Annotated in this window: 20 protein-coding genes; 15 read left to right on the forward strand and 5 right to left on the reverse strand. The window is 61.1% G+C overall.

Annotated features, from left to right (window positions below; all coding sequences use genetic code 11):
* Positions 1-43: 43 nt before the first annotated feature.
* From atpF to glmU, 7 genes are all read left to right on the forward strand, one after another.
* A complete protein-coding gene (gene atpF, locus PG900_RS22350) occupies positions 44-514 on the forward strand; it encodes a F0F1 ATP synthase subunit B (protein WP_011707912.1) in 471 nt (156 codons plus the stop codon).
* 13 nt (positions 515-527) lie between these two features.
* Complete coding sequence (gene atpH, locus PG900_RS22355) at positions 528-1,061, forward strand: F0F1 ATP synthase subunit delta (protein ID WP_011707911.1); 534 nt, start codon at positions 528-530, stop codon at positions 1,059-1,061.
* A gap of 15 nt (positions 1,062-1,076) precedes the next feature.
* Positions 1,077-2,618 (forward strand): F0F1 ATP synthase subunit alpha, encoded by a 1,542-nt coding sequence (atpA, locus tag PG900_RS22360; protein WP_011707910.1) that lies wholly within the window; start codon positions 1,077-1,079, stop codon positions 2,616-2,618.
* Between the two features lie 43 nt (positions 2,619-2,661).
* Entirely contained in the window at positions 2,662-3,528 is an 867-nt protein-coding gene (gene atpG, locus PG900_RS22365) for a F0F1 ATP synthase subunit gamma (protein WP_011707909.1), read from the forward strand.
* 33 nt (positions 3,529-3,561) lie between these two features.
* Positions 3,562-4,950: a F0F1 ATP synthase subunit beta gene (gene atpD, locus PG900_RS22370; protein WP_005307215.1), complete on the forward strand. Its 1,389-nt coding sequence runs from the start codon at positions 3,562-3,564 to the stop codon at positions 4,948-4,950.
* An 18-nt stretch (positions 4,951-4,968) separates the two neighbouring features.
* The gene (locus tag PG900_RS22375; RefSeq protein WP_005307217.1) at positions 4,969-5,397 is read left to right on the forward strand and encodes a F0F1 ATP synthase subunit epsilon; all 429 of its coding nucleotides are present in this window, start codon (positions 4,969-4,971) and stop codon (positions 5,395-5,397) included.
* A 94-nt stretch (positions 5,398-5,491) separates the two neighbouring features.
* Positions 5,492-6,853: a bifunctional UDP-N-acetylglucosamine diphosphorylase/glucosamine-1-phosphate N-acetyltransferase GlmU gene (glmU, locus tag PG900_RS22380; RefSeq protein ID WP_045525936.1), complete on the forward strand. Its 1,362-nt coding sequence runs from the start codon at positions 5,492-5,494 to the stop codon at positions 6,851-6,853.
* Positions 6,854-6,903: 50 nt separating this feature from the next.
* Here glmU and creD read toward each other — a convergent pair whose 3' ends face one another.
* From creD to blrA, 4 genes are all read right to left on the reverse strand, one after another.
* Entirely contained in the window at positions 6,904-8,265 is a 1,362-nt protein-coding gene (creD, locus tag PG900_RS22385; RefSeq protein ID WP_270801722.1) for a cell envelope integrity protein CreD, read from the reverse strand.
* A 117-nt stretch (positions 8,266-8,382) separates the two neighbouring features.
* Entirely contained in the window at positions 8,383-9,177 is a 795-nt protein-coding gene (gene blaOXA, locus PG900_RS22390; protein ID WP_270832329.1) for an OXA-12 family class D beta-lactamase, read from the reverse strand.
* Positions 9,178-9,252: 75 nt separating this feature from the next.
* Complete coding sequence (gene blrB / locus PG900_RS22395) at positions 9,253-10,674, reverse strand: beta-lactam sensor histidine kinase BlrB (RefSeq protein ID WP_270832330.1); 1,422 nt, start codon at positions 10,672-10,674, stop codon at positions 9,253-9,255.
* Positions 10,675-10,708: 34 nt separating this feature from the next.
* A complete protein-coding gene (blrA, locus tag PG900_RS22400; RefSeq protein WP_103828291.1) occupies positions 10,709-11,383 on the reverse strand; it encodes a beta-lactam response regulator transcription factor BlrA in 675 nt (224 codons plus the stop codon).
* A 123-nt stretch (positions 11,384-11,506) separates the two neighbouring features.
* Here blrA and PG900_RS22405 point away from each other — a divergent pair, with 123 nt between their 5' ends.
* Positions 11,507-12,280: a DeoR/GlpR family DNA-binding transcription regulator gene (locus PG900_RS22405; protein ID WP_017410463.1), complete on the forward strand. Its 774-nt coding sequence runs from the start codon at positions 11,507-11,509 to the stop codon at positions 12,278-12,280.
* A gap of 55 nt (positions 12,281-12,335) precedes the next feature.
* On the forward strand, positions 12,336-14,168 hold the full coding sequence (glmS, locus tag PG900_RS22410) for a glutamine--fructose-6-phosphate transaminase (isomerizing) (protein WP_043126249.1): 1,833 nt from the start codon (positions 12,336-12,338) through the stop codon (positions 14,166-14,168).
* Between the two features lie 64 nt (positions 14,169-14,232).
* On the opposite strand, the gene PG900_RS22415 is transcribed toward glmS, so the two are convergent.
* Positions 14,233-15,009, reverse strand: coding sequence for a helix-turn-helix transcriptional regulator (locus PG900_RS22415; RefSeq protein WP_016352388.1), 777 nt, complete (start codon positions 15,007-15,009; stop codon positions 14,233-14,235).
* 209 nt (positions 15,010-15,218) lie between these two features.
* Here PG900_RS22415 and PG900_RS22420 point away from each other — a divergent pair, with 209 nt between their 5' ends.
* From PG900_RS22420 to PG900_RS22445, 6 genes are read left to right on the forward strand one after another with little or no spacing between them, the layout of a single operon-like run.
* Complete coding sequence (locus PG900_RS22420; protein ID WP_270801705.1) at positions 15,219-15,980, forward strand: DUF3450 domain-containing protein; 762 nt, start codon at positions 15,219-15,221, stop codon at positions 15,978-15,980.
* Entirely contained in the window at positions 15,977-17,284 is a 1,308-nt protein-coding gene (locus PG900_RS22425; RefSeq protein ID WP_270801701.1) for a MotA/TolQ/ExbB proton channel family protein, read from the forward strand. The genes PG900_RS22420 and PG900_RS22425 overlap by 4 nt, the downstream gene beginning before the upstream one ends.
* Positions 17,281-17,811 (forward strand): MotA/TolQ/ExbB proton channel family protein, encoded by a 531-nt coding sequence (locus PG900_RS22430; RefSeq protein ID WP_005307253.1) that lies wholly within the window; start codon positions 17,281-17,283, stop codon positions 17,809-17,811. The genes PG900_RS22425 and PG900_RS22430 overlap by 4 nt, the downstream gene beginning before the upstream one ends.
* Positions 17,808-18,209, forward strand: coding sequence for an ExbD/TolR family protein (locus tag PG900_RS22435; protein WP_005321875.1), 402 nt, complete (start codon positions 17,808-17,810; stop codon positions 18,207-18,209). The genes PG900_RS22430 and PG900_RS22435 overlap by 4 nt, the downstream gene beginning before the upstream one ends.
* Positions 18,206-18,868, forward strand: a complete 663-nt coding sequence (locus PG900_RS22440; RefSeq protein WP_101150412.1) for an energy transducer TonB — start codon at positions 18,206-18,208, stop codon at positions 18,866-18,868. The genes PG900_RS22435 and PG900_RS22440 overlap by 4 nt, the downstream gene beginning before the upstream one ends.
* 2 nt (positions 18,869-18,870) lie before the next feature.
* A complete protein-coding gene (locus PG900_RS22445) occupies positions 18,871-20,049 on the forward strand; it encodes a tetratricopeptide repeat protein (protein WP_270801692.1) in 1,179 nt (392 codons plus the stop codon).
* The last annotated feature ends 267 nt before the right edge of the window (positions 20,050-20,316 follow it).

Below are 20,316 nucleotides of genomic sequence, written 5' to 3' on the forward strand. Positions count from 1 at the left end.
ACTCCCGGACATAACCCATTAACTAACTAAGAGGACATAGGCTGTGAATATCAACGCCACCCTCCTCGGCCAAGCAATTGCTTTTTTCATCTTCGTAGTGTTTTGCATGAAGTACGTATGGCCGCCGCTGATGGCAGCCATCGAAGCCCGTCAGAAAGCCATTGCTGACGGTCTCTCTTCCGCGGAGCGTGCCAAGAAAGATCTGGATTTGGCCAAGGCCAACGCCACCGATCAGCTGAAAGAAGCCAAGCTCCAGGCTGCAGAAATCATTGAACAGGCTAACAAACGTAAAGCCCAGATCATTGATGAGGCTGCTGCCGGTGCCCACTCTGAGCGGGAAAAAATCCTGGCTCAGGGCCGTGCCGAGATCGAAGCTGAACGTCATCGTGCCAAAGAAGAACTGCGTAAGCAGGTTGCTGCTCTTGCCATTGCTGGTGCAGAGAAGATCCTGGCGCGTCAAATCGACCAGGCTGCCAACAGCGACATCGTCGACAAACTGGTAGCAGAACTGTAACGGGAACGGGGCTATGTCTGAACTGACTACAATCGCTCGCCCCTACGCCAAGGCTGCTTTCGAGTTTGCTGTTGAGCACAAGGCGGTTGACCAGTGGCTGGGGATGCTCGGCTTCGCTGCACAAGTAGCGGAGAACGAGACCATCCACAACCTGGTAAACGGCTCTGTGGCTGCTGAAGAACTGGCAAGTATCTTTGTCGGTATCTGCGGTGAGCAACTCGACGAGCATGGTCAGAACCTGATCCGGGTGATGGCTGAGAATGGTCGCTTGGGTGTGCTGCCGGCGGTCGTTGCTGAATTCGTCGCGTTCAAGGCTGAACTGGATAAAGAAGTTCAGGCTGACGTGATTTCGGCGATCGAACTGACCGACCAGCAGAAAGCCAATATTCAGGCTTCTCTGGAACAACGTCTCGCGCGCAAAGTGAAGCTGAATTGCAGCATGGATGCGTCCTTGATGGCCGGGGTGCTCATCAAGGCCGGTGATCTGGTTATCGACGGTACAGTCCGCGGTAAGCTGGATCGCATGGCTGACGCGCTGCAATCTTGATTGGGGTATTAGAGCATGCAACTGAATTCCACTGAAATCGCCGAGCTGATCAAGCAGCGCATTGCGCAGTTTGATATCAAGAGCGAAGCGCGTAACGAAGGTACCATCGTCTCTGTGAGCGACGGTATCATTCGTATTCACGGCCTGGCCGATGCCATGCAAGGTGAGATGATCGAGCTGCCGGGCAACCGCTACGCTCTGGCATTGAACCTGGAGCGTGACTCCGTCGGTGCGGTGATCATGGGTTCCTATGACGGTCTGTCAGAAGGAATGAAAGTAAAAGGGACTGGCCGCATTCTGGAAGTGCCGGTCGGTCGTGGTCTGTTGGGCCGGGTGTTGAACACCCTGGGTCAGCCGATCGACGGTAAAGGTCCAATCGACAACGACGGCTTCTCGCCGATCGAAGTGATTGCACCGGGCGTTATCGAGCGTAAGTCTGTTGACCAGCCGGTCCAGACCGGTCTGAAAGCCATCGATGCCATGATCCCTATCGGTCGTGGCCAGCGTGAGCTGATCATCGGTGACCGTCAGGTTGGTAAGACCGCCATCGCGATCGACACCATCATCAACCAGAAAGACTCCGGCATTAAGTGTGTCTACGTTGCGATTGGCCAGAAGGCCTCCACCATCGCCAACGTGGTGCGCAAGCTGGAAGAGCACGGCGCCCTGGCCAACACCATAGTGGTGGTTGCCTCTGCTTCCGAAGCTGCCGCTCTGCAGTACCTGGCTCCGTATGCCGGCTGCTCCATGGGTGAGTACTTCCGTGACCGCGGTGAAGACGCGCTGATCATCTATGATGACCTGTCCAAGCAGGCCGTAGCTTATCGCCAGATCTCCCTGCTGCTGCGCCGTCCGCCAGGACGTGAAGCTTACCCGGGTGACGTTTTCTATCTGCACTCCCGTCTGCTGGAGCGTGCTGCTCGCGTCAACGCCGAGTACGTAGAGAAGTTCACCAATGGTGCCGTGAAAGGCCAGACCGGTTCTCTGACCGCGCTGCCGATCATCGAAACCCAGGCGGGTGACGTATCTGCATTCGTACCGACCAACGTGATCTCCATCACCGATGGTCAGATCTTCCTGACCTCACAGCTGTTCAACTCCGGTATTCGTCCGGCGGTTGACCCGGGTATCTCCGTATCCCGTGTGGGCGGTGCTGCTCAGACCAAGATCGTCAAGAAGCTGTCCGGTGGTATCCGTACTGCGCTGGCCCAGTATCGCGAACTGGCGGCATTCGCCCAGTTCTCCTCCGATCTGGACGACGCAACCCGCAAGCAGCTGGACCACGGTCAGAAAGTGACCGAGCTGATGAAGCAGAAACAGTACTCTCCGCTGAGCGTGGCTCACCAGTCTCTGGTGCTGTTCGCCGCGGAAAAAGGCTATCTCTCCGATGTCGAGCTGAACAAGATCGTCGACTTCGAAGCCGCTCTGCTCTCTTACGCCAATACCCAGCATGCTGAGCTGATGGCTGAAATCAATGCCAAGGCCGACTACAACGACGCGATCGTTGGCAAGCTGACTGCGTTGCTGGATGACTTCAAGGCAACCCAGACCTGGTAAGCGTGTGTGGCAGCGCGAGCTGCCACCTGATGGAGAGTAAGAGATGGCCGGCGCAAAAGAGATACGTAACAAGATCGGGAGTGTGAAAAACACTCAGAAGATCACCGGCGCTATGGAAATGGTGGCAGCAAGCAAGATGCGCCGTGCGCAAGATCGCATGTCTGCCAGCCGTCCGTACGCTGAAACCATGCGCAAGGTGATCGGCCATATCGCTCAGGGGAACTTGGAATACAAGCACCCCTACCTCATCGAACGTGAGGTCAAGCGAGTGGGTTACATCGTCGTCTCCACCGACCGTGGCCTGTGTGGCGGTTTGAACATCAACCTGTTCAAGGCTGCCCTCAATGATATGAAGCAATGGAGCGCGAAAGGAGCCAAGGTTGACCTGGCTCTGATCGGCAACAAGGCCTCCAACTTCTTTGAACGGCACGGCGCCAAGGTGAAAGCTCATGTCGCAGGACTGGGCGATAACCCGAGCGTCAATGACCTGATTGGTTCAGTCAAGGTCATGCTGAAGGCTTACGACAACGGTGAGATTGACAGGCTGTACCTGGTGTACAACAAGTTCGTCAACACCATGGTTCAGCAACCACGAGTCGATCAACTGCTGCCTTTGCCCGTAACTGAAGACAGCAAGCTTGCCAAGAAACACCACTGGGATTACCTCTATGAGCCGGATCCCAAGCAACTGCTGGATACCCTGCTGATTCGCTACGTCGAATCCCAGGTCTACCAGGGGGTAGTGGAAAACTTGGCAAGTGAACAGGCAGCCCGAATGGTTGCCATGCAAGCCGCGACTGACAACGCCGGTAACCTGATTAACGATCTGCAACTGGTATACAACAAGGCCCGTCAGGCCAGTATTACCCAGGAACTGACAGAGATCGTATCCGGTGCTGCTGCGGTGTAAGGCAAGGGTTATCAAAGGTTTAGAGGATTTGACATGAGTAACGGTTTCATCGTCCAAATCATCGGCGCTGTGGTGGACATCGAGTTCCCGCAAGATGCCGTGCCCCAGGTGTACGATGCACTGAAGGTTGTCAGCGAAGGTCAAGGCCAGGGTCTGGTGCTGGAAGTTCAGCAACAGATCGGTGGCGGCGTCGTTCGTTGCATCACCATGGGCTCCTCCGACGGTCTGCGTCGTGGGTTGGAAGTAGTGAATAGCGGTAAATCCATCCAGGTGCCGGTCGGTGTATCGACTCTGGGTCGGATCATGAACGTACTGGGCGATCCGATCGACGAAAAAGGTCCGATCGGTGAAGAAGAGCGTTGGTCCATCCACCGCGCGGCTCCCAGCTACGAAGATCAGTCCAACAGCAACGACCTGCTGGAGACCGGCATCAAGGTTATCGACCTGGTATGCCCGTTCGCCAAGGGTGGTAAGGTTGGTCTGTTCGGTGGTGCCGGTGTAGGCAAGACCGTCAACATGATGGAGCTGATCCGTAACATCGCGATCGAACACAGCGGTTACTCCGTGTTCGCCGGTGTAGGTGAGCGTACCCGTGAGGGTAACGACTTCTACCACGAGATGATGGAGTCCAACGTACTGGACAAAGTATCTCTGGTTTACGGTCAGATGAACGAGCCGCCCGGAAACCGTCTGCGCGTGGCGCTGACCGGTCTGACCATGGCCGAGAAGTTCCGTGACGAAGGTCGTGACGTGCTGTTCTTCGTGGACAACATCTACCGTTACACCCTGGCCGGTACTGAAGTATCCGCACTGCTGGGCCGTATGCCTTCCGCAGTAGGCTACCAGCCGACCCTGGCCGAGGAGATGGGTGTTCTGCAGGAACGTATCACCTCCACCAAGACTGGTTCCATCACCTCCGTACAGGCCGTTTACGTGCCTGCGGATGACTTGACCGACCCGTCTCCGGCGACCACCTTCGCCCACCTGGATGCGACCGTCGTACTGTCCCGTCAGATCGCGGCACTGGGTATCTACCCGGCCGTTGACCCGCTGGACTCCACCTCCCGTCAGCTGGATCCGCTGGTGGTTGGCAAGGAGCACTACGAGACTGCTCGTGGCGTTCAGACCGTACTGCAGCGCTACAAAGAGCTGAAGGACATCATCGCCATCCTGGGTATGGATGAACTGTCAGAAGAAGACAAACTGACCGTAGCCCGTGCCCGTAAGATCGAGCGTTTCCTGTCCCAGCCGTTCTTCGTGGCAGAAGTGTTTACCGGTTCCCCGGGCAAATACGTGCCGCTGAAAGAGACCATCCGTGGTTTCCAGGGCATCCTGAAAGGCGAGTACGACGATCTGCCGGAGCAGGCGTTTTACATGGTTGGCAGCATCGACGAAGTTGTCGAGAAAGCCAAGAAACTGTAAGCCTCGATAGGAGGGCCCATGGCAGAGATGATCTCCTTTCACTTGGACGTGGTGAGCGCTGAAGGAAAACTGTTTTCCGGTCGCGTGCAGTCCGCTCAGGTATCAGGCTCCGAAGGTGAGCTGGGTCTCCGCCACGGTCATGCTCCGTTGCTGACTGCCATCAAGCCGGGCCTGGTCCGCTTGGTGAAGCAGAATGGAACTGAAGAGGTGCTGTACATCTCCGGCGGCATGCTGGAAGTACAACCCGAAGCCGTGACCGTGCTGGCGGACACCGCGATTCGTGCCGACGATTTGGATGAGGCGAAAGCCCAGGAAGCCAAACGCGCGGCGGAAGAGCGGATCCACAGCTCCCATGGTGATATCGACTACGCCCAGGCCGCCACCGAGCTGGCCAAGGCGATGGCTCAACTGCGGGTCATCGATATCGTCAAAAAGAATTACCGTTAATAACGGTGAGGTAAAAAGCGACCTGCGGGTCGCTTTTTTTTTACTCGTTGGATAGACTCCGCCGAGTATTTCTTCATGTTCCAAAGGTCGAATTATGTCTCTCAACGTCGTGATCCTGGCTGCGGGTAAAGGTACCCGTATGCGCTCCTCCCTGCCCAAGGTGCTGCACCCGGTCGCCAACAAGCCAATGGTTTCCCATGTGATCGAGACTGCCCGCAAGGTCGGTGCCGAGCAGCTGCATCTGGTGTATGGCCACGGTGCCGAACTGCTGAAGGAGCGGATCCAGGCATCTGACCTGAACTGGGTGCTGCAGGCCCAGCAACTGGGTACCGGCCACGCCGTCGCCCAGGCCATCCCGTTCTGGCAGGACGAAGACGACGTGCTGGTGCTGTACGGCGATACCCCGCTGATCCAGCCGGAAACCCTGCAGCGGCTGCTGGCGGCCAAGGCCGCCGACGGCATGGCTCTGCTGACTGTGGTGCTGGACAACCCGACCGGTTATGGCCGCATCGTGCGCAGTAACGGCCAGGTGGTCGGCATCGTCGAGCAGAAGGATGCCAATGCCGAGCAGCTGGCGATCCGCGAAGTGAACACCGGCGTGCTGGTGGCCAACGGTGGCCAGCTGCGCAGCTGGCTGTCGCGTCTGGACAACAAGAATGCCCAGGGCGAGTTCTATCTGACTGACGTGATCGCCATGGCCCATGCCGACAACTGCCCCATCGCCGCAGTTCACCCGGACGACGCCATGGAAGTGGAAGGGGCTAACAACCGGGTACAGCTGGCTCAGCTCGAGCGCAGTTACCAGAAGATGCAGGCCGAGCGGCTGATGATAGCTGGCGCCACCCTGATCGACCCGGCCCGCTTCGATCTGCGCGGCACCCTGGAAATCGGGGAAGAGGTAGTGATCGACGTCAACGTCATCATCGAAGGCAAGGTAGTGCTGGGCAACCACGTCCGTATCGGGGCCGGCAGCGTGCTGAAGGATTGCGTGATTGGCGACCACACCGAGGTGAAACCCTACTCCGTCATCGAAGGGGCACAGATCGCCGATCAGTGCTCGGTCGGTCCCTTTACCCGGCTGCGCCCGGGTGCCGTGCTGGAGCAGGATGCCCATGTCGGCAACTTCGTCGAGATGAAGAAGGCCCGACTGGGGGTTGGCTCCAAGTGTGGTCATCTGACCTATCTGGGGGATGCCGAAGTGGGTGCCAAGGTGAACATCGGGGCTGGCACCATCACCTGCAACTACGACGGGGTGAACAAGTTCCAGACAATCATCGAGGACGACGTCTTCGTCGGCTCCGATACCCAGCTGGTGGCGCCGGTGCGCATCGGCAAGGGGGCGACCCTGGGGGCCGGCTCCACCATCACCAAGGACGTGGCCGAGAACGAGCTGGTGATCACCCGGGTTCCCCAGCGTCACATCAAAAACTGGGCTCGCCCGGTCAAGAAGAAGTGATGCCCGATCAATGAAATGCAAACCGGCGCATGATGGCGCCGGTTTTGTTTTCAGTTCTCCTGCCCGCTGGCGGGGGGCGTCGGGGCATTCCCCATCACCCGATACCAGTCCAGCTTGCGGGTCAGCACCATGACCAGCGCCAGGATGGCGAACAGCAGCAGGGCGCCGAGCAGCAGGGCTATCTCCTCGGCCTGCAGCAAGCCGAACAGGACGGCGTAGACCAGCCCGAGCAGGGCCGCGAAGCCGAGCCCCTGTTTAGGGCCGCCCAGCACATGGCTGAGGTAGAAGCCGTTGAGGGCCACGCTGGCCAGGGCGGCAATCAGATAGGCCCAGCCAAAGCCGAGATGTTCGGTCAGGGCCAGCAGCACCAGATAGAAGATGGCCAGCCCCATGCCCACCAGCGCGTACTGGATCGGGTGCACCCGCAGCCCCTTGAGCAGCTCGAACATGAAGAAGCTGAGGAAGGTGAGGCCGATGAACAGCAGCGCATACTTGGCGGCCCGCTCGTTCTGCTGGTAGTGATCCACCGGCTGCACCAGGCTGACGCTGAAGGCCGGCAGATCGCCGCTGGCACCTTTCATCATCCGGTTGAAACGGCTCTCCATGTCGGTGGCAAACCAGCTGCTCTGCCAGCTGGCCTCGAAACCGCTGTTGGTAAGGGTGCGGCTGCCCGGCAGAAAGTCACCGATGAAGTTGGGGTGGGGCCAGTTGCTGGCGAGGTTGAGCCTGCTGTCCTGGCCGATCGGCACCACTTCCAGCTGGTTCATCCCCTGCAGATCCAGCTCGATGTGAAAGGCGCCGTCTGCTCCCGGCAGGGTGGCAAGCGGTGCATGGATGCCAGCCAGCCCGTCACCCAGCAGGGCGCCGGGAGCAAACGGAATGCGCTGCTCCCCCAGTTGCAGCTCAGGCACCCGGTTGATGCCGCGGGCATCGGACAGCACCAGGCTCAGATAGGGTTTGCCCGCCACCAGGGCGGGATCGGCGCCATCGACGGTCAGATCCGGCTCGCCGCTGATCAGGGTTTTACCGTTCAGTTCGGCAGGCAGTCGCCCGGAGAGGGAGAGCCGGGTGTGATAGACCTGGGCCTGGTAGATGCCGAGCTTGCGCGGGGTCACTTCCATGCTGGCCTGCACATCCAGCTGCTCCGGCAGCAGGTAGCGGTAGAGCTGCAGCTTGCGCTCGAAGCGCTTGCCATCCTGCTCCACCGTGACGGTGCGGGTATAAGGCTGCACCACGACCGGCCCCAGCAGTCGCTGCGGGCCGCTGCTGCTGGCCATGATGCTGTGGATGGCCTGGCTGCGATAGGCCTGGCGCTCCCGGTTCAGCTCCATGATGGATTGCACCGGCACCATCAGCAGCAGGCTGAGCAACAGCAGCAGAAAGATCTTGTGGCTGAATATCTGTTTGACCATGACACGTCTCCTTGTTGATGGAACCGAGTGTGACAGTCGTGGGTGAAGCGGAGATGGGGCTGTGTGAAGCGGGGGTGAAGGGGATAAAAAAACCGGCGCCTGGCGCCGGTCTGGGTATTACAGGGTTTTCAGTTTGGCCGGCAGGGCGGCCAGCACCTCTTCCTTGGCCTTGAGCGAGGCGAACTGCTTGCCGGGTTTCTGCACCACGGTATGGACGAAGATGAGCTGCTTGCCCGGCTTGCTGGCCCAGCCGACGAACCAGCCGATCTGCTGCTCCCGGTTGAGGTTGCCATCCAGCTTCTTCGGGTAGCCCATGCCGGTCTTGCCGTGGATCTGCCAGCCGTCGATCTCGCTCACCTTGAGGATGTTGGCGGTGTACTGCAGGGTCTGCGCCGACACCGGCAGCTTGCCGCTCACCATCTTGCCGAGGAAGCGGGCCTGTTCCTGTGGGCTGATGGCAAGGCTGGAACTGAGCCAGGCCTGGGTCAGACCATCGTGCTTGCCAGGATTGCCGGAGAGATCCCGGTTGCCGTAGTCAAAGCGGTCGACGTACTGCTGGAAGCGCTCCATCCCCAGCCATTCGGTGATCTGCTGGGAGAACCAGACCACCGAGTAGGTTTCCCAGCGGCGCGGGGTGGTGGTTTCCCGCCAGGCGGGCAGCCAGTCGTCGTAACCGGGTTTGAAGGGCAGTGCCGGGTGTTCTTCGTCCACCAGAAAGCCGCTGTCGTAGCCCATCAGCGCCAGCGGGATCTTGAAGGTGGACGCGGGTGGCAGCTGGCTTGAACAATCCCCTTTGCTGGAGAGGGTCTGGCCGTTGCCGTCGGCATAGAGAAAGCAGCCGGCGGCGGCGCTGGCGGGCAGCGAGAACAGCAGGCCTGTGCCGAGCAGGCCGGATAACAGAAGGCGGGACATGGGGTCTCCTTGAGCACATTGAGTTCGCTGGGAAAACATCAGCATAGCGCCGCTTTATGTGGCCAGTGTGAAGTGTCAGCCCGCCGGCAACCAGAGCTCGGCCAGCACCCCGCCGTCAGGCTGGTTGGCGAGGGTCAACCGGCCACCGTGCTGGCGCGCCACCTCGGTGGCGAAGCTGAGCCCGAGGCCGCTGCTCTTGCCCTTGTCGGGTCTGGGCAACGAATAGAAGCGCTCGAAGATGCGCGGCAGGGCATAGTCCGGAATGCCGGGCCCCTGATCCCGCACCCGGAAGCAGTAACCCCCCTCCTCCATGGTCCCGCTCAGCGCCAGGGTGCTGCCGATGGGGGAGAAGTCGAGGGCGTTGTCCAGCAGGTTGCCGAGCGCCTGCTCCACCAGCAGCGAGTCCCACTTCTGTTTCTGGGCCTCCCCCAATTCGGCGTGCAGGGTCACCTGACGGCGCTGGGCCAGGATCTGGCGGGCATCGAGCACCTGTCTGCCCAGCCTGGCCGGCTCGACGGCCTGCCTGTCCAGCCCCTGCCCCGACTCCAGTTTGGCCAGCTGCAGCATCCGCTCGATCAGCTGCTGCATGCGGGCCGTCTCCAGATTGATATTGCCGATAAAACGGGTAGCCACCTCGGGTGGCGGTGCCTCGGCCAGGATCTCCCCTGCCCCGCGAATGGCGGCCAGCGGGCTCTTGAGTTCGTGGGTCAGGCTGTGTACATAGGCTTCGATGTAGGCCTTGCCATCCAGCTGGCGACGCATGGTTTCCAGGGAGCGGCCGAGCCGATCCAGTTCCGGGCTGTAGAGGCGTGGCAGGCTGGCGGGCTGACCCTGGCTGACCGCATCGGCGTAGTGCACCAGCTTGCCGATGGCGCGGTTGAGCCACCATACCAGCAGGGCGCCGATCAGCAGCGAGATGAACAGCAGCAGGGCCGCCCCCTGCAGCAGCTGGTGTTCGCTGCGCTCGATCATGGGCAGCAGGGTACGGTTGGGCTTGGCGACGGTGAGTGAGCCGAGGATGTCGTCCCCCTCCCGCAGCGGCGCGGCGACGTGCATCACCGAACTGGCGGGATCGTCGGGGTCGCTGCGGGTGCTGCGGGCGCCGTATTCGCCGCGCAGGGTGCGATAGACGTCGTTCCAGCGTGAATAGTCCTTGCCCAGATCCACCCCGTCCGAGTCGTACACCACCTTGCCCCAGCGATCGACCACATAGATGCGGTACTCCGCCTGCTGTTTGAGGTGGCCGTCGATCAGGGCGTTGATGGGGCTCTGGTTGAGGCGGGCGAAGGCGCTGGCCAACCGGCCATCCGCCATCTTGCCTTCTTGCAGGTCATCCAGCGCCAGCGGTGCCAGCATCTGGGCCATGTCCACCAGGGTATCTTCGGTGGCGCTGCGCACCCCGGGTTTGATCTCCTCGACGAAGATTTCCAGCACGAACCAGGCGGCCAGCGCGAAGATCAGCACCAGCCCGCACAGCAGTTGCAGCCCGATCCTCATGGCGTCCTCCGGCCGGTGCCAAACCACCCTCTGTTCATGCCAGCTCCAGGCTGTAGCCCAGTCCGCGATGGGTCAGGATCAGGTTGGCGTGGGGATCCCGCTCCCGCAGCTTGGCGCGGATGGTCTTGATGTGAGTATCCACGGTGCGATCCAGGCTCTCCTCCGCCCCGCTCCACACCAGATCCATCAGCTGCTGGCGGGAGTAGACCCGGCCCGGCGCCTGCATCAGGGTCTTGAGCAGCAGGTATTCGTAACGGGTGAGCGCCAGCGGCTGGCCGTGAAAGCTGATGCGGGCCCGCTCCTCGTCCAGCGCCAGCAACTGGCTCGGTGGGGGCGTGGCCGGCTGGCTGCGGCGCAGGATGACCCGCACCCGGGCGCACACCTCCCGTGGCGAGAAGGGCTTGGCCACATAGTCGTCGGCCCCTATTTCCAGTCCGATCAGCCGGTCTATCTCCTCGCTGCGGGCGGTGAGAAACATCAGCGGGGTATCGCACAGCGCCCGCACCTGCTTGCACAACTCGAAACCGCTGATGTCCGGCAGCCCCACATCCAGGATCAGAAAGTCGGGGCGCGTCTGTTCCAGTCGTGTCAGCAGCGGCTGGCCGAGGGAAAACCACTCCACCTCGAAACCGTCGGTCTGCAGCGCATAAATCAGGGTGTCGGCGATGCTGGCTTCATCTTCCACCAGCCAGATGGTTCGTTTTTGCATGGCATCCTCGTCGCAAATCAGCTGCCCCATTCTGGCATCGAACCAAATCGGATCCTATTTGCCGTTTGATTTTTTCAAAAAAGGTATTAATATTTCGCCATTCTTTCGAATCGAAACTTAGAGATGACCAAACGTAATACTCAGCAGCGCCGTCACACCATAGTGAGCCTGGTGCAGGAGCAGGGTGAAGTGAGCGTCGATGCCCTGGCCAAACACTTCGCCACCTCCGAAGTGACCATCCGCAAAGATCTGGCGGTGCTGGAGACCGGTGGCCTACTGCTGCGCCGTTACGGTGGTGCCGTCCCCCTGCCCTCAGAGATGGTGGTGGAGAGCAATCCCGAGCAAGTTTCGAAACGAAAGCTGGCCATCGCCCGCGCCGCCGCCGAACGGATCCGTGATCACAATCGCGTCATCATCGACAGCGGCAGCACCACCAGCGCCATGATCCCCATGCTGGGCAACAAGCGCGGTCTCATCGTGATGACCAACTCCCTCAACGTGGCCGGCGCCCTGCGCGAGCTGGAGAACGAACCCACCCTGCTGATGACCGGCGGTACCTGGGATCCCCACTCCGAATCCTTCCAGGGGCAGGTGGCGGAGCAGGTGCTGCGCTCCTATGACTTCGATCAGCTGTTCATCGGCGCCGACGGCATCGATCCGGAACGCGGTACCACCACCTTCAACGAGCTGGTGGGCCTCTCCCGGGTCATGGCCGAGGTGTCGCGGGAGGTCATTGTCATGGTGGAGTCCGAGAAGATCGGCCGCAAGATCCCCAATCTCGAACTGCCCTGGTCCGGCATCCATACCCTGGTGACCGACGAGGGGCTGGCCAGTGCGGCCAGAGAACAGATCCAGGCCAGGGGGATCCAGCTGATTTGCGCCCCCGTGGCCGTTTGACCTGAACAAACCATTATCCAACCGAATTAACGTCTTACGTCTCAAGGAGAAGTGTATGTGTGGCATCGTCGGGGCCGTCGCCCAACGTGATGTGGCTGAAATCCTGGTAGAGGGCCTGCGCCGTCTGGAATACCGTGGCTACGATTCGGCCGGTGTCGCCGTGTTCAGCGCCAACCAGCCGCTGCAGCGGGTGCGTCGGCTGGGCAAGGTGGCCGAGCTGGCCAAGGCGCTGGAAGAGCAGTCCGTCCACGGTGGTACCGGCATTGCCCACACCCGCTGGGCTACCCATGGCGAGCCGTCCGAGCGCAACGCTCACCCCCACGTCTCCGAGCATATCGTGGTGGTGCACAACGGCATCATCGAAAACCACGAAGAGTTGCGTGAAGAGCTCAAGGCGCTGGGCTATGTGTTCAGCTCCGACACCGACACCGAGGTGATCGCCCACCTGGTGCACCACGAACTCAAATCTGCCCCCAGCCTGCTGGCGGCCATGCAGGTCGCGGTGAAGCAACTGCGCGGCGCCTACGGTACCGTGGTGATGGACAGCCGTGACGACAGTCGCGTGGTAGTGGCCCGCTCCGGCTCCCCGTTGGTGATCGGTCGCGGTATCGGCGAGAACTTCATCGCCTCCGACCAGATGGCACTACTGCCGGTGACCCGTCGCTTCATCTTCCTGGAAGAGGGTGACGTGGCCGAAGTGACCCGCCGCGACGTGCATATCTTCGATACCCACGGTGACGCCGTGGTACGCGAAGAGCTGGAGTCCGAGCTCTCCCACGATGCCGGTGACAAGGGTGAATACCGTCACTACATGCTGAAAGAGATCTACGAGCAGCCCAAGGCCATCACCAATACCCTGGAAGGTCGGCTGGGTTCGGATCACGTGGTAGTCGAGTCGTTCGGCAACGGCGCCCGCGCCATCTTCGACAAGGTCGAGCACGTCCAGATCGTCGCCTGCGGCACCTCCTACAACTCCGGCATGGTGGCGCGTTACTGGTTTGAAGAGATCGCCGGCGTCTCCTGCGACGTGGAGATCGCCTCCGAGTTCCGCTACCGCAAGTCGGTGGTGCGCCCCAACAGCCTGCTGGTGACCCTCTCCCAGAGCGGCGAGACCGCCGACACCCTGGCCGCCCTGCGACTGGCCAAGGAGTCCGGCTACATGAGCTCGCTGGCCATCTGCAACGTGCCGGGTTCCTCCCTGGTGCGCGAATCGGATCTGGCTTTCATGACCCGGGCTGGTGCCGAGATCGGGGTGGCCTCCACCAAGGCGTTCACCACCCAGCTGGCCGGTCTGCTGATGCTGGTGGCCTCGGTCGGTCACTGCCGTGGCAACCTGAGTGCCGCCGCCGAGGCCGAGCTGGTCAAGGCGCTGCAAGCCCTGCCGCTGCGCATCAAGGAGAGCCTGGCGCTGGCCAAGGACATCGAAGCCCTGGCCGAAGAGTTTGCCGACAAGCACCACAGCCTGTTCCTCGGTCGTGGCAGTCAGTACCCCATCGCCATGGAAGGGGCACTCAAGCTCAAAGAGATCTCCTACATCCACGCCGAGGCCTATGCCGCCGGTGAGCTCAAGCACGGCCCGCTGGCGCTGATCGATGCCGAGATGCCCATCATCGTCGTGGCGCCGAACAACGATCTGCTGGAGAAGCTCAAGTCCAACGTGGAAGAGGTGCGCGCCCGTGGCGGTATCCTCTACGTGTTCGCCGATGCCGATGCCGGCTTCAAGAGCGACGAGACCATGCGGGTGATGAGCCTGAATCACGTGGAAGAGATGATAGCGCCGATCGTCTATACCGTGCCGCTGCAGCTGCTCTCCTACCACGTTGCCCTCATCAAGGGCACCGACGTGGATCAGCCGCGCAACCTGGCGAAATCCGTGACCGTGGAATAAGCCGTTGCCGGAAATGAAAAAGAGCCGCATTGCGGCTCTTTTTGTTTGTCTGGCTCGGTGGCCGTTATGACAGCCGCAGGTTGGTGATGGTCACGTCGTCCAGCGAGGGCACTATGATGCCGCTGGAGATGCTCTTGGCGATCGCCTGGTTGCGGTTCTTCGAGTCGGTCTTGTTGGTGACCTGATTGAGGTGGAAGTTCACGGTCCGCTCGCTGATGCCGAGGATGGTGGCGATCTCCCAGGAGGTCTTGCCCTCGCTGGCCCAGAACAGGCACTCCTTCTCCCGATCCGACAGCTCGGTCAGGTACTTCATCAGATCCGGCCTGCTCTTTATCAGCTGCAGCGCCGAGTTGAAGATGTAGCTGGCGCAAAACGACAGCAAGGGAACGTTTTCAAACATCAGATCGGAATTGGACTTCTCCTTGCTGATGAACGAGAGGATGCCGTGTTCCCCCTGTGGCGTGTGCAGCGGGAAGGAGACACCGTTTCTCACCCCGAAGTCGGCCGCCAGGTTCATCACCTCCCGACTGGCGCTGGGCAGCCAGGGAGAGTCGCAGTCGAGCTTGTTCCAGAAGATGGGCTGGGTCTGCTTCAGTCCCAGGAAGACGACCGGGTCCTGGGTCAGGTAGTGCCGCTCTGAATAGGCATCGAACCAGCTGGTGGGGCAGTTGTTGAACAACGCCACATGGGATTTCTGCATGCTGATGGGGAAAATAATCAGCAAACGGAAGTAATCAAAGCCCATCTGATGACTGAAGCGCTCCAGCTGCTGCTGGATGTCGCTGGTCTTCTTGGCCTTGGTGAACCGATCGATGTGTTCCCAGATCGCATCGTTGAACATGAACTTCTCCTTTTTCGATCTCTATCACATTGATCGAAAAGATATTTTTTATTTATTAATTTGGTGTGGTGAGAACCAACGCCAGTGACTCCCGTGCTTGCTTAAAAATTATCCTGTTTTTTCGGCCGAAGGCCAACAAAATCATCTGATTGCCACTGCCCCCACTCTTTGAGACAATGAGAATAGTTATCATTGTTAAGATTTATATCATGAATAAGTTTTGGGGTTTGGCCTTGTTGCCACTGTCAGTCCACTTCGCTGCTGGCGCCGACGAGCTGGTCGCACCGGCACTGAAAAACAGCATCGCCGCCGGGAAAGCCTCCCAGCAGCGCGTGGAAAAAGCCGCCGATGCGGCCGTTGCTGCCCGGCTGGAGCTGCAAAATGCCCAGCTGCAACTGCGCGATCTGGAAGCCTACAACCGCTACATGCAGTCTCTGGTGGCCGATCAGCAAAATGAGCTTGGCAAGCTGAGCCAGCAGCTGGAGGCGGTACAAGAGACCCGGCAGGGACTGATCCCGCTGATGCTGCAGATGCAGGCCGATCTGGAGCAGCTGGTACAAAATGACATGCCGCTGCGCAAGGAAGATCGCCTGGCGCGGGTTGAACTGTTGAAAGTGACCCTGGCCCGCGCCGACGTGAGCGAGGCGGAGAAGTTCCGCCAGCTACTGCAGGCCTACCAGATTGAAGCCGAATACGGCAGCCGGTTGGATAGCTACTCTACTGAGCTGGCGCTGGACGGCGCACCGCGCCGGGTCGATGTGCTGGCGGTGGGTCGGGTCTCCCTGCTGGCGATGACCGCCGATCGTTCCCAGGCATGGCGCTGGTCTGCGCAGAGCAAGCAATGGCAAGCCCTCGACAGCCAGTGGCTCTCTCCCATCGCCGAGGCGCTGGAGATGGCTGCCGACAAGAAGGTTCCCCAGTTGTTGAATGTCCCCCTCTCCGTCAGCCGTGGTCAGGAGGCCCAGTCATGAGCATCACCATGAAGTGGTTCCCCCTCGCCATTGCCCTCTCTCTGGGCACCACCACTGCCGTTGCCGATGAAGCCTGGCAGCAGCAGGAGCAAGCCCGTGAACAGCAGGCCCAGCAGGATCTGGCGTCTGTCTCCAAGGAGCTGAACAGTGCCCGTGCCAGGCTGGCTGCGGCCCAGAGCCTCAGCAAGCAGCTGGCAAGTCAGTTCGCGGCCAATGAAAAACAGCTGGTGGAGCTCAACGCTGAGTGGGAGCAGGCCTCCGGCGACATGAACGAGATCTTCGCGGTGACCCGTCAGGGGGCCAGCGATGCGGTCAAGCTGCTGAGTGAATCCGCCGTCGAGGGCCAGTACCCAGATCGCCTCGCCCCGCTCAAGGCCATGGCGCAGGAGAAGCAGGTGCCGGATCGCGCCGCCCTCGCCCTGCTGCCCGCCACCCTGCTGCAAGAGATCCGCGAATCGGGCCGGGTTGCCCAGTTCACCGGCAAGGTGCTCGATGCCCAGGGGGCTGCCAGCGAGCAGCCGCTGACCCGGGTCGGCAGCTTTGCTCTGCTGGGGAGCGCAGGCTTCCTGCAACCCACCGCCGAAGGCCTGAGCCCTGTGCTGGGTCTGCCCGGCAGTATGCTCTCCGCCGCGGCCGCCTATCAGGGTAAGGAGGGGGAAGCGCTGCCGCTGGATCCCTCCCACGGCACCCTGCTGGAGATGCTGGCACAAGCCCCCACCTTCTGGCAGCAAGTCCAGCAGGGTGGCCAGGTCGGCGCCATCATAGTGCTGCTGGCCGCCATCGGCCTGGGGATCGCCGGGGTAAGGCTGTGGAGCCTCTCCCGCGAACTGGGTCGGGTTCGTCGCCAGCTCAAGAGCGGTGAATATCATGCCGACAACGCCCTCGGCCGGGTGCTGACGGTGGCCGACAAGCACCCCGAGCTGAGCATGGAGACCCTCGAACTGCGTCTCGACGAGGCGATTCTGCAGGAGACCCCTCGCATGGAGCGCGGCATCGGCATGGTCAAGGTGATCGCGGCCATCGCCCCCATGCTGGGTCTGCTCGGCACCGTGACCGGGATGATCGGCACCTTCCAGGCCATCACCCAGTTCGGCACCGGCGATCCCAAGATCATGGCGGGCGGCATCTCCATGGCGCTGGTCACCACGGTACAGGGTCTGGTAGCGGCCATTCCGCTGATCCTGGCCCACAGCCTGCTGCAATCCCGCTTCACCGAACTCTCCAACGTGCTGGAGCAGCAGGTGGCCGGCATTCTGGCCGAGCGGGCCGAAAGCAACCGTGACGGGATGGAGCGGGCGGCATGATGCTCGACATCTGGCAACAGCTGCAGAGCTTCATGGGCCGCGGCGGCCCGGTGCTCTGGGTCATTCTGGCCCTGCTGGTGCTGATGTGGATTCTGATGATCGAGCGGCTGCTCTACCTCAACCTGGGGTTTGCCCCGCTGCAGCGCCAGCTGCTTGGCCGTTGGCAGGCCCGTAGCGAGCGCCACAGCTGGCACGCGCGGGCGATCCGCGGGCGCTGGCTGGCCGAGGCCGAGCTTGAGCTCAACCGTCATCTGATCTTCATCCGCACCCTGGTGGTGCTTTGCCCCATGCTGGGGCTGCTGGGTACCGTGACCGGCATGATAGGCGTATTCGATGCGTTGGCTGCGGCCAACCGCTTTAACCCGGAGAGCATGGCAGGCGGGATCTCCCGCGCCACCATCCCCACCATGGCTGGCATGGTGGTCGCGCTTTCCGGCGTGTTGTTACTCAGCCGGCTCGAGAGCCAGGCCAAGCGTGCGCTGGCCAAAACCCGGGACGGCCTGCGAGAAGAGAAGGTAATGCAATGAGACGGCAATCCAAACGCCAGCGTGACGAAGTGCAGATCGACATGACCCCCATGCTGGATATCGTGTTCATCATGCTGATCTTCTTTATTGTCACCACCTCCTTCGTGCGCGAAGCCGGGCTCGAGGTGCACAGGCCCCAGGCCAGTCAGGCCAAGGCGCAGAAGTCCTCCAGCATCATGCTGGCGATCGGCGCCCAGGGGCAGATCTTCCTCGACCGCAAGCAGATCGACGTGGAGCGGGTGCAGGCCAGTATCGCCCGCCTGCTGGCGGAACAGCCCGATGCCAGCCTGGTGATCCAGGCCGACGAGCGGGTGCCCCACGGCAAGGTGGTGCGGGTGATGGATGAGGCCAAGGCGGCGGGTATCGCCAACATCGCCGTGGCGGTGGCACCGAAATGAAATACAAGCTGATGAGCCTGGGACTGGGGATTGCCCTCAGTCTGGGGATCCTGCTGTTCATGGCCACCCTGGTGGAGCCGCCCAGAGGGGAGAAGGCGAGCGCCGAGCAGAAATCCATCGTCATCAACATGCAGAACGAGGTGACCGAAGTACAGGTGCGCGAGCGCCCGGTACCCCAGGAGCCGGAACCCTTGCCGGAGCCGCCTGCCGCGCTGGCCTCGACGCCGCTGCCTATGCCTGCGGCGGCCCCGCTGCCCTCGGTGCAGCCGAGCCTGGATCTGGTCTCCAGCCTCAGTGCGGTGCAGGTCTATGCCCCTGGCGTTGCGACCAGCCCTAGCCCGGTCGCGAGCGGCAATTTCCATGGTCAGCAACAGGGGGCCGGGATTGGCGCCGGTGACATGTTGATGCCGCTGCAGCGGATCGAGCCGGTCTATCCCTATCGGGCCCAGCAGGCCGGCATCGAAGGGTCGGTGACCTTGCGTTTCAGCGTCGATGCCGACGGCCGAGTGCAGGATGTGGAAGTGGTCGAGGCCAAGCCGAAGCGTCAGTTCGAGCGGGCGGCCATTCAGGCGATCAACAAGTGGCGCTACCAGCCAAGACCGGGCGCCACCGACAAGCTGGTGCAAGTCATCACGCTCAAATTCAAACTGGAGTCATAACTATGTTGCGGATCTGGATCTGTGTGCTGGCCCTGGTCAGCCAAGCCTGTCTGGCGATGGAGGTGAGCCCTCATTTCTCCCGCCAGCTGGAGCCCGTCATGAAGCTCTATCAATCCGGGCAGTGGCAACAGGCCCAGAGCAAGGCATCCGGCCTCAAGCCCAATTCCGAGGCCGAGCGCGCCTGGCTGGCTCAGTTGCAGGCGTCCCTGGCCGCCAACCTGCAGCAGACCGCCCAAGCAAGCCGCTACGTGGAACAGGCGCTGGCCTATAAAGAGTGGCCCGAGCAGCAACAGCTGCAACTGTTGCGGCTGCGCGGTGACATCCAGGCCCAGCAATCCAACTGGGCCGGCGCCATCGCCAGCTACAAGGCCGCATTGGCCATCAAGGTTGACGATGCCTTGCGCCTGCGTCTGGCCGGCCTCTATTACCACAACAAGCAGTACGGTGAGGCGGCCAGCCAGAGTGAACAGCTGTTGAAGAAGAGCTGGCAGAAGCAGGCTGCGATCATCCGCCTCTCGGCCCTCACCGCCCAGCAACGTTATGGTGTAGCTGCCGATCAGGCCGCCGAGCTGATCCGCCACGAGCCGACAGAGAGCAAGTGGTGGCAGCAGGCGGTGTCGCTCAACCTCTCCGCCAAGCGCGGCGATCAGGCGTTGGCGCTGCTGCAAACTGCCATCGACAGGAAGTTGATGGATGATGCCGCCACCCGCAACCAGCTGATCCGTCTTTATGCCTGGCAGGGACTGCCCTATCGCGGTGCCCGTCTGCTGGAAACGGCCATGGCGAAGGGACAGATGAAACAGAGCGCCGAGAATCAGCAACTGCTGGCTCAATTGTGGGAAGGGGCGCGCGAGTGGCCGAAGGCCGTTGACAGCTGGCAGCTGCTCGCCCGCGAGCATGCCCAACCCAAGGCGGCCATGCGCGCCGCCGAGCTGCTGTTGCAACAAGGCAGAACGGATGCGGCCATGACCCAGCTCGCGGCTATCAAGTCGGTGAAAGGCGAGCAAGGTAATCGCGCCAAGGCACTGCTGGTGCAGGCACATCTCAATAAAGAGCAGTATGCACAGGCGCTGGAGCTGGCCCGTGAACTGCAGCAGCAGGATAACTGGCAGCAGCGGGCGACCAGCTGGGTCAACTATATCCAGGCGCAAAGCGAAGAATTGAGCAAAAAAGCGGCGTGAAAGCAGGCTGAAGCCCTTGTTTTAGAGGCTTCAGCTTGCTTTTTCAGCAAACGAACGCATTTTTGCAAAATTCCCCTTGTCATCGCGGCGCGGCTCCCTATAATGCGCCCCTACCAGCACGGCGGAACACGCCAACCTGATGAGCCAGCTTCCTAGCGAAGTCGGCGCCGAAAGAAAAGCGAAAACAATTGCTTGACTTTCGAAGTGAGAAGCGTAATATGCGCCTCCTCAACGCGACAAGCGTGACGCTCTTTAACAATTTGAATC

Origin of the sequence: Aeromonas sp. QDB03 (assembly GCF_027707985.1) — a bacterium.
GTDB classification, from domain to species: Bacteria; Pseudomonadota; Gammaproteobacteria; order Enterobacterales; family Aeromonadaceae; genus Aeromonas; species Aeromonas hydrophila.

Excerpts from the sequence above, each read along its gene's own strand:
- PG900_RS22375 (WP_005307217.1), top strand. The coding sequence starts at position 4,969 with ATGGCAGAGATGATCTCCTTTCACTTGGACGTGGTGAGCGCTGAAGGA.
- PG900_RS22415 (WP_016352388.1), bottom strand. The coding sequence starts at position 15,009 with ATGTTCAACGATGCGATCTGGGAACACATCGATCGGTTCACCAAGGCC.
- PG900_RS22420 (WP_270801705.1), top strand. The coding sequence starts at position 15,219 with ATGAATAAGTTTTGGGGTTTGGCCTTGTTGCCACTGTCAGTCCACTTC.
- PG900_RS22405 (WP_017410463.1), top strand. The coding sequence starts at position 11,507 with ATGACCAAACGTAATACTCAGCAGCGCCGTCACACCATAGTGAGCCTG.
- creD (WP_270801722.1), bottom strand. The coding sequence starts at position 8,265 with ATGGTCAAACAGATATTCAGCCACAAGATCTTTCTGCTGCTGTTGCTC.
- blrA (WP_103828291.1), bottom strand. The coding sequence starts at position 11,383 with ATGCAAAAACGAACCATCTGGCTGGTGGAAGATGAAGCCAGCATCGCC.
- PG900_RS22425 (WP_270801701.1), top strand. The coding sequence starts at position 15,977 with ATGAGCATCACCATGAAGTGGTTCCCCCTCGCCATTGCCCTCTCTCTG.
- atpA (WP_011707910.1), top strand. The coding sequence starts at position 1,077 with ATGCAACTGAATTCCACTGAAATCGCCGAGCTGATCAAGCAGCGCATT.
- PG900_RS22445 (WP_270801692.1), top strand. The coding sequence starts at position 18,871 with ATGTTGCGGATCTGGATCTGTGTGCTGGCCCTGGTCAGCCAAGCCTGT.
- glmS (WP_043126249.1), top strand. The coding sequence starts at position 12,336 with ATGTGTGGCATCGTCGGGGCCGTCGCCCAACGTGATGTGGCTGAAATC.
- atpH (WP_011707911.1), top strand. The coding sequence starts at position 528 with ATGTCTGAACTGACTACAATCGCTCGCCCCTACGCCAAGGCTGCTTTC.
- blrB (WP_270832330.1), bottom strand. The coding sequence starts at position 10,674 with ATGAGGATCGGGCTGCAACTGCTGTGCGGGCTGGTGCTGATCTTCGCG.
- PG900_RS22440 (WP_101150412.1), top strand. The coding sequence starts at position 18,206 with ATGAAATACAAGCTGATGAGCCTGGGACTGGGGATTGCCCTCAGTCTG.
- atpD (WP_005307215.1), top strand. The coding sequence starts at position 3,562 with ATGAGTAACGGTTTCATCGTCCAAATCATCGGCGCTGTGGTGGACATC.
- PG900_RS22435 (WP_005321875.1), top strand. The coding sequence starts at position 17,808 with ATGAGACGGCAATCCAAACGCCAGCGTGACGAAGTGCAGATCGACATG.
- atpG (WP_011707909.1), top strand. The coding sequence starts at position 2,662 with ATGGCCGGCGCAAAAGAGATACGTAACAAGATCGGGAGTGTGAAAAAC.
- blaOXA (WP_270832329.1), bottom strand. The coding sequence starts at position 9,177 with ATGTCCCGCCTTCTGTTATCCGGCCTGCTCGGCACAGGCCTGCTGTTC.
- PG900_RS22430 (WP_005307253.1), top strand. The coding sequence starts at position 17,281 with ATGATGCTCGACATCTGGCAACAGCTGCAGAGCTTCATGGGCCGCGGC.
- glmU (WP_045525936.1), top strand. The coding sequence starts at position 5,492 with ATGTCTCTCAACGTCGTGATCCTGGCTGCGGGTAAAGGTACCCGTATG.